Source organism: Bauldia sp. (genome assembly GCF_020442045.1).
Taxonomy (GTDB): Bacteria; Pseudomonadota; Alphaproteobacteria; order Rhizobiales; family Kaistiaceae; genus Bauldia.
This window is the reverse complement of the sequence record NZ_JAGRLA010000154.1, coordinates 1-7,772: the sequence shown is the minus strand read 5'-3', so window position 1 is coordinate 7,772 and position 7,772 is coordinate 1. Positions and strand designations below refer to the sequence as shown.

The window sequence follows — 7,772 nt, the reverse complement described above, 5'->3', positions numbered from 1 at the left end:
GACCGGCGACTTTGACAAGATCGCCATCGCCAATCCGGAGACGGCACCGTATGGCGCCGCCGCGGTCGAGACGATGACGGCGCTTGGCGTCCATCAGGCGCTTCAGCCGAAGATCGTCCAGGGCAGCAACATCGCCCAGGCCTTCCAGTTCGTCGCAACCGGCAACGCGGAGATCGGCTTCGTCGCGCTCTCCCAGGTCGCGACGAGCGAGGGCGGGTCGCGCTGGATCGTCCCCGAGGAGCTCTATTCTCCGATCGCCCAGGACGCCGTAGTGTTGAAGGGCGGCGACGGCAACCAGGCCGCGGCCGCCTTCATCGCTTTTCTGAAAGGTCCGGAAGCCAATGCCGTCAAGGAGAAATACGGATACGGCACCGGTGATTGACGCGCCCGGGACCGATGACTGACTGGGCGGAGCTGTGGACGCCGGTCCGGCTGACGCTGGAACTGGCGCTGGTGACGACGCTCGTCCTTCTCCTCGTCGGGACGCCGATCGCCTGGTGGCTGGCGCGATCGAAGGCGCGATGGAAGGAAGCGGTGGCGGCGGTGGTGGCGCTGCCGCTGGTGCTGCCGCCGACGGTGCTCGGCTTCTACCTGCTCGTCGCACTCGGTCCGAACGGGCCGGGCGGCTGGATCGCGAGCCTCGGCGGCGCCCGCTCGCTCGCCTTCACCTTCGAGGGGCTGGTCATCGGCTCGGTCATTTATTCGATGCCCTTCGTCGTCCAGCCGATCCGCAACGCCTTCGAGGCTTGCGGCGACCGGCCGCTCGAGGCGGCGGCGACGCTTCGCGCGTCGCCCTGGGACGCCTTCTGGTCGGTGGCGGTGCCGCTCGCCCGGCCGGGCTTCCTCACCGGCGCGGTGCTCGGCTTCGCCCATACGGTCGGCGAATTCGGCGTCGTGCTGATGATCGGCGGCAACATTCCCGGCGAGACGAAGGTGCTCTCGGTCGCGATCTACGACTATGTCGAGACGCTGCGCTGGACGGAGGTCAACATCCTTGCCGGCGGCATGCTGGTCTTCTCCTTCATCGTCGTGCTGACGATGATGCTCGCCGGCAGGCGGATCGGGCGGCCCGGACCATGAGCGACAGCGAAGCGATGGCGGCGGGCGAAGGGATCGACGCGGCGTTCAGCGGCACGCTTGGAGCGTTCCATCTCGACGTTGCGTTCACCGCGCCGATGCGCGGGATCACCGGGCTCTTCGGTCCGTCCGGCTGCGGCAAGACGACGGCGCTGCGCTGCATGGCGGGGCTCGAGCGGCTCGGCGGCCAACTGCACGTCGATGGCGCGACCTGGCAGGACGACGCGACCGGGACCTTCCTGAAGCCGCACCGGCGGCCGGTCGGCTACGTCTTCCAGGAGGCCAATCTCTTTCCCCATCTGTCGGCGCGCAACAACCTCCGCTACGGCGCGCGGCGCGCGACGGGCGCGGACCATGGCGGGCTCGACTTCGACGGCGTCGTCGACCTGCTCGGCATCGGCCACCTCCTCGACCGCGCACCGGCGGCCCTGTCCGGTGGCGAGCGCCAGCGCGTCGCGCTCGGACGGGCGCTGCTGTCGCGGCCGCGGCTTCTCCTCATGGACGAGCCGCTGTCGGCCCTCGACCGGATGACCAAGGAGGACATCCTTCCCTATTTCGAGGCGCTCCGCGACACGCTGGCGATACCGCTCCTCTATGTCAGCCACGATGTCGCGGAGCTGGAACGGCTGGCCGACCGGCTGGTGCTGATCGACGATGGCCGGGTCATCGCCTCCGGCGCGTTGTCCGACCTCGAGACCGATCCGGACCTTCCGCTCCAGCGCGCGCCCGATGCCGCGGTGACGCTGGAGGCCATGGTCGCCGTCTTCGACGATCGCTATGGCCTGACCGGCTTCGCGGTCGCGGGCGGGACGCTCTTCGTGCCGGGGCGGCGCGGCGAAATCGGAAGCCGGCAGCGTCTCCGCATCCAGGCCTCGGACGTCAGCTTCGCCCGGTCGCGGCCGACCGACACGACGATCCTCAACATCCTGCCGGCGAGGATCGTCACGATCACCGGGCAGGACGCCGAACAGGCGCAGGTCAACGTGGTGGTCGCGCTCGGCGAGGATGGATCGGGGCCGCGGGTCGTCGGGCGGATCACGCGGAAGTCGGTCGAAGCGCTCGGCCTTGCGCCCGGAATGGCGGTCCATGCCCAGTTCAAGAGCGTCGCGCTGCTCGGCTCCAGCTTCAGCGCGACGCCGCCCGGCTAGGCTCGTGTCCCGGTCAGCGGATCGGCGGGGGGTATTGCAGTCCGCCGCGGTTCCAGAGCTGGTTCATGCCGCGCGGGATGCCGAGCGGCGAGCCGGTCCCGAGGTTGCGCTCGTAGATCTCGGCATAGTTGCCGACGAGGCGGACGACATCGGCGGCCCAGCTGTTCGAGAGTCCCAGCTGCTCGCCGAAATTCCCCTCGGTGCCGACCAGCCGGCGCACATCCGGCTTCTTCGAGGCGAGCGCGTCGTCGATGGTGTCGGAGGCGACGCCAAGCTCCTCGGCGTCGAGCAGGGCGAAATAGACCCAGCGGACGAGCGTCGCCCATTTCGGATCATCCTGGCGGACGACCGGCCCGAGCGGCTCCTTCGAGATCGCGTCGGCCAGCACCAGATGCTCGTCCGCGTCGTCGAGCTCGAGACGGTCCGCATAGAGCTGCGACATGTCGCTGGTGATGACGTTGCAGTCGCCCTTCCTGTAGGCGGCCAGCGTCGCTTCCGGCGAATCGGTGAGCACCGCCTGATAGGCCATGTTGTTGGCGGTGAAATAGTCGGTGAGATTTGCTTCGCTCGTCGTTCCCGACAGGACGCAGACCTTCGAGCCGTCGAGCTCGAAGGACGAGAAGACGTTGGCCGAGCGCGGCAGCAGGAAACCCTGACCGTCGTAATAGGTGACGCCGACGAAGGTGAGGCCGAGCTCGGTCTCACGGCCCATCGTCCAGGTCGAATTGCGGGACAGCAGGTCGATGTCGCCGTCCGCCAGCGCCGCGAAGCGCGCTTCCGCCGAAAGCGGCACATACTCGACCTTGTCCGGGTCGGCGAAGATCGCCGCCGCGACCGCGCGGCAGAAGTCGACGTCGAAGCCCGTCCATGCGCCGTCGCTGGACTGCGCGCCGAAGCCGGGGAGGCCCTGGTTGACGCCGCAGACCAGCTTGCCGCGCGCCTTGACGTCGTCGAGCGTCGCGGCGGCCGCGGAAACCGGCAGGCCGGCGGTGAGCAGGGTCGCTGCCAACAGGCTTGCGGCAGCGGTGCCGATTGAGAAGCGGTTCATGGCGATCTCCGGGGCCTAGAGCCTGGCCGATTGCATGACGACGACCTTGGTGCCGACCGGCACTCTTGTGTAAAGATCGATGACGTCGCGATTGACCAGGCGGAAGCAGCCCGACGACACGGCGTGGCCGATGGTGCGGGGCTGGTTGGTGCCATGGATGCGATAGACGGTGTCGCCGAGATAGAGGGCGCGGGCGCCGAGCGGATTGCCGGGGCCGCCGGCCATGAAGCGGGGCAGATAGGGCTGGCGCTGGATCATCTCCGGCGGCGGGCGCCAGTCCGGCCATTCCTGCTTGCGCGAGATCTTCAGGAGACCCTGCCACTGGAAGCCGTCGCGGCCGACGCCGATGCCGTAGCGGATCGCCTGGCCATTGCCCTGGACCAGATAGAGAAAGCGCTCGTCGGTATGGATAATGATCGTACCGGGCGGCTCGTTGGTGCGGAAGTAGACAGGTTGCGGGCGATACTGCGCGGGGAGCATCTCCTCTTCCGGCGTCGGCACATAGCCGGGCTGCTCGTCGATCACGAGCTCCTTCCGGCTCTTCGCCTCGCCCGGCGAGGCGAAGAAGGGCGCGGCGGCGAGCGCCGCGAGGGCAAGGCCGAGCATGGCCGAGCGGATGGTCACGAATTTGGGCTTCATGGTCTCCTCACGCGATTGCGCCGCCCTCAGGAACATCGAACGAATACCATCGTACCGTAGCGCTGCTGCGCGCTCTTATCGAGCCATACGGTGATCAGCATTCCATTCTGGTAAAAGGTGACGACCCGGTCCTGCGCCATGCCGGGGGCGCCGCGCGGACCGATGAAGCTGCGTCCGTCGGGCGTCTGCTTGACGAAGACCTCCGCCGGCTTGTTCTGGTCGGCGAGATACATCATGACGCCGCCGTTGGGGCCTTGCGTGATCTTGTAGGGATTGCCGCAGGCGGACTTCGCCTCCGCCTCGGTCCGGCCGCGGTCCTTTTCCTCGTGATAGGAGGCGAATCCCCAGTTGCCGACCAGTTCTGCAACCGGGACGGTCGTCGGCGGGGCCGCGATGGTCGGTACGGCTGGCTGCTCGACGCCGAGGTTTCCGGTGGTGTTGCAGGCGGCGAGTCCGCCGGCGAGCAGGAAAGCGGCGAAAAGCGGGAGCGATACGGAACGCCTAGACCCGGCCGCTCCCGGGTATCGCCTTTCCGGGGAGGCGCTCGAAAGCGGCTGTCCTTGCATTCAGATCATCCTCCCTGCCGGGCGCCGGTTGGCGCGACTGCCCGGCCGGTGCCCGGCGAATATAGCAGCTGATACCTCGCGCGATACCTAAAGTCTGCCGCAGCCGCGGTTCGCGGGGCGCCGGCGCCTGGCTTCCCGAATGGACCCGTGGCGCAATCACGGTCGCCGAGGCCTTCGGCCATCGCCTCCCGGTGTCCGACAATCCTGCAGCGAAGCGCCGTTCGGGCGCCAGTTTGGCGGCAACAGCCGGCTCGCCGGCCGAAACATTGCGCCACACCCGCCAGAAGATGCTAAGAGAGCGGGAGTCTTCCTGCCGAATGATTGAGTCCGACCGTTAGCGACATGTCCCTACCCGTATCTCCGCGCGAAGGCGCCTCCGTCCATCACCTGCCGAATGCCCGTCCGGAACTGCATCCGGACAATCCGGGCATTCCCCTCGATCTCGAACAGGTGCGGGCGGTCCGCGCCAACCTGTCGGCGATCCAGCGCCGTACCGCGACCCTGCCGACGCGCCGGACGGTGAAGAAGGAGTGGCAGGCGGCGTGGCTGGTCAAGGCGATCCAGTGCATCGACCTGACGACGCTTTCCGGCGACGATACCGAGGGGCGGGTGCGCCGGCTCTGCGCCAAGGCGCGGCAGCCGCTTCGCGCCGACCTCCAGGAAGCGCTCGGTCTTGCCGGCCGGCCGGTCACCGTCGCGGCGGTCTGCGTCTACCATCGCTTCGTCGCGACCGCGGTCGCGGCGCTGGAGGGTTCGGGGATTCCGGTCGCCGCCGTCTCGACCGGCTTTCCAGCCGGCCTTGCGCCCTTCGAGACGCGGCTCGCCGAGATCGAGGCCTCGGTCGCCGCGGGCGCCAGGGAAATCGACATCGTCATCACCCGCGAGCATGTGCTGAACGGCAACTGGCAGGCGCTCTATGACGAGGTGAAGGCCTTCAAGCAGGCCTGCGGGCCGGCACACATGAAATCGATCCTTGCGACCGGCGACCTCAGGACGCTGCGCAATGTCGGCCGTGCCTCGGTCGTCGCGATGCAGGCCGGCAGCGATTTCATCAAGACCTCGACCGGCAAGGAAGGCGTCAACGCGACGCTGCCGGTGGCGCTGGTCATGACGCGCGCGATCCGCGCCTATCGCGAGGCGACCGGGCATGTGGTCGGCTTCAAGCCGGCGGGCGGCATATCGACCGCCAAGGACGCCATGGCCTTCCAGTTCCTGATGAAGGAGGAGCTCGGCAACGACTGGCTGCAGCCAGCGCTGTTCCGCTTCGGCGCGTCGTCGCTGCTCGCCGACATCGAACGCCAGCTCGAATATTTCGTCACCGGCCGCTATGCGTCCTTCGACCATCATGCGATGGCGTGATGACGGCGACCGCAACGGGCGAGACGCCGCGAATCCGGCGGCTTATCGTCGAGGCGGCCAGGGGACTCGACCCGTGGGAGACGATTCCGGAAGCGCGGCTCGCGACGGTGGCGGAACGCTGCGGTCCGCAGGAAGTGGCGGAAATCGTCACTGAACTGGAAAGGCTGGCCGAGGAGAAGGCACAGTCGCCGGACTGGGACGGCGATGCCTCGGACGACATTTGGCGGGCGCAGAAGATGTATGCGGACATCCTCGGCCGGGTCGATCCGGCGTTCCTCGGCGACGTGGCGAAGGGCTTCGCCAGCCCGGCCGGCGACGCACGGATCTGGGTCGCACTCGGCCTCGAAAGCCACGGTTTGCCTGCTCTTCCGCTCTTGCGCGACCGCGCGGTGAAGGAAGACAACGACATGGTGTGGCAGGTTATCACCGCCGCGATCGCGCGGCTGCAAGACGCTGAAAACGAACGGGAATGCTCTGATGTCGGTAGCTGAAATCCTCGACGACCTCGATTATGGCCCCGCGCCGGAAAGCGATGCGGAAGCCAGGGCCTGGCTCGGCCAATATGCTGACGGAACAGGGCTTTTCATCGACGGGGAATGGCGGAAGCCGGCCTCGGGTGAATGGTTCGAGACCCGCGATCCGGCGACCGGCGTGGTGCTCGCCAAGGTCGCCCAGGCCAACGAGACGGACGTGGGCGCCGCCGTGGCGGCCGCGAGACACGCCCAGAGACACTGGGCGGCGCTGCCGGGACACGCGCGGGCGCGCTGTCTCTATGCCATCGCCCGTCTCATCCAGAAGCACAGCCGCCTCTTCGCGGTGATCGAGGCGCTCGACAACGGCAAGCCGATCCGCGAGACCCGCGACATCGACGTGCCGCTGGTCGCGCGGCACTTCTATCACCATGCCGGCTGGGCGCAGCTGATGGCGCAGGAGATGCCGGACCGCGTGCCGGTCGGCGTCTGCGGCCAGATCATCCCGTGGAACTTTCCGCTGCTGATGCTCGCCTGGAAGATCGCCCCGGCGATCGCGCTCGGCAACACGGTGGTGCTGAAGCCGGCGGAGTTCACGCCGCTGACGGCGTTGCTCTTCGCCGACATCTGCCGGATGGCGGGCCTGCCAAAGGGCGTCGTCAACATCGTCACCGGCGACGGGGCGACCGGCGAGCTGATCGTCAAACATCCGGACATCGACAAGCTCGCCTTCACCGGCTCGACCGAGGTCGGCCGCAAGATCCGCGAAGCCTCGGCCGGCTCCGGCAAGGCGCTGACGCTGGAGCTCGGCGGCAAGTCGCCCTTCATCGTCTTCGACGACGCCGATCTCGATTCGGCGGTGGAAGGCGTGGTCGACGCGATCTGGTTCAACCAGGGCCAGGTCTGCTGCGCCGGCTCGCGGCTCCTCGTCCAGGAAACAGCGTACGACGCCTTCATCGCCAAGCTGAGGACGCGGCTCGACACGCTCCGCGTCGGGTCGCCGCTCGACAAGGCGATCGACCTCGGCGCGATCGTCGACAAGGTCCAGCTCGAACGGATCACCAGCCTGGTCGAGACCGGCCGCAAGGAAGGGGCGGAGGTGTTCCAGGCCAAGCTCGAGCCGTCGAAGACCGGCTATTTCTTCCCGCCGACGCTGATGACCAACGTCCAGCCGGCCTCGACCTGCGCGCGGGTCGAGATCTTCGGACCGGTGCTGGTGGCGATGTCGTTCCGGACGCCCGACGAGGCGGTGGCGCTTGCCAACAACACCGAATACGGGCTCGCCGCCAGCGTCTGGTCGGAGTCGATCAACCTCGCCCTCGACATGGCGCCGAAACTGAAATGCGGTGTGGTGTGGATCAACTCGACCAACCTCTTCGACGCCTCGGCCGGCTTCGGCGGCTACAAGGAATCCGGCTACGGCCGGGAAGGCGGGCGCGAGGGCGCCTATGCCTATACGAAACCG

9 protein-coding genes are annotated in these 7,772 nt (G+C 67.9%); 6 read left to right on the top strand and 3 right to left on the bottom strand.

What is annotated here, in order from left to right; genetic code table 11:
- From modA to modC, 3 genes are all read left to right on the top strand, one after another.
- Nucleotides 1-382 (top strand): molybdate ABC transporter substrate-binding protein (gene modA / locus KDJ86_RS17030; RefSeq protein WP_291748540.1); only part of this gene is annotated, 382 nt, incomplete at its 5' end.
- Between the two features lie 14 nt (nucleotides 383-396).
- On the top strand, nucleotides 397-1,080 hold the full coding sequence (gene modB, locus KDJ86_RS17025) for a molybdate ABC transporter permease subunit (protein WP_291748537.1): 684 nt from the start codon (nucleotides 397-399) through the stop codon (nucleotides 1,078-1,080).
- Nucleotides 1,077-2,225, top strand: coding sequence for a molybdenum ABC transporter ATP-binding protein (gene modC, locus KDJ86_RS17020; protein ID WP_291748534.1), 1,149 nt, complete (start codon nucleotides 1,077-1,079; stop codon nucleotides 2,223-2,225). The genes modB and modC overlap by 4 nt, the downstream gene beginning before the upstream one ends.
- A 13-nt stretch (nucleotides 2,226-2,238) precedes the next feature.
- Here modC and KDJ86_RS17015 read toward each other — a convergent pair whose 3' ends face one another.
- Genes KDJ86_RS17015 through KDJ86_RS17005 form a run of 3 tightly spaced genes read right to left on the bottom strand, consistent with a single transcriptional unit; the run spans nucleotide 2,239 to nucleotide 4,478 of the window.
- Nucleotides 2,239-3,273: an amino acid ABC transporter substrate-binding protein gene (locus KDJ86_RS17015; RefSeq protein ID WP_291748531.1), complete on the bottom strand. Its 1,035-nt coding sequence runs from the start codon at nucleotides 3,271-3,273 to the stop codon at nucleotides 2,239-2,241.
- Nucleotides 3,274-3,288: 15 nt separating this feature from the next.
- Nucleotides 3,289-3,912 carry a L,D-transpeptidase gene (locus KDJ86_RS17010; RefSeq protein ID WP_291748528.1) on the bottom strand — a complete coding sequence of 208 codons (624 nt, stop codon included), beginning with the start codon at nucleotides 3,910-3,912 and terminating at the stop codon, nucleotides 3,289-3,291.
- 26 nt (nucleotides 3,913-3,938) lie between these two features.
- Nucleotides 3,939-4,478, bottom strand: coding sequence for a hypothetical protein (locus tag KDJ86_RS17005; RefSeq protein ID WP_291748525.1), 540 nt, complete (start codon nucleotides 4,476-4,478; stop codon nucleotides 3,939-3,941).
- A gap of 342 nt (nucleotides 4,479-4,820) precedes the next feature.
- Between KDJ86_RS17005 and deoC the strand changes: the two genes are divergently transcribed.
- From deoC to KDJ86_RS16990, 3 genes are all read left to right on the top strand, one after another.
- Nucleotides 4,821-5,837, top strand: a complete 1,017-nt coding sequence (gene deoC / locus KDJ86_RS17000) for a deoxyribose-phosphate aldolase (RefSeq protein WP_521085311.1) — start codon at nucleotides 4,821-4,823, stop codon at nucleotides 5,835-5,837.
- Nucleotides 5,837-6,328: a hypothetical protein gene (locus KDJ86_RS16995; protein WP_291748521.1), complete on the top strand. Its 492-nt coding sequence runs from the start codon at nucleotides 5,837-5,839 to the stop codon at nucleotides 6,326-6,328. Before deoC ends, KDJ86_RS16995 begins: the two co-directional genes overlap by 1 nt.
- On the top strand, nucleotides 6,315-7,772 hold a 1,458-nt coding region (locus tag KDJ86_RS16990), incomplete at its 3' end, for an aldehyde dehydrogenase family protein (RefSeq protein ID WP_291748518.1). The genes KDJ86_RS16995 and KDJ86_RS16990, both read left to right, overlap by 14 nt.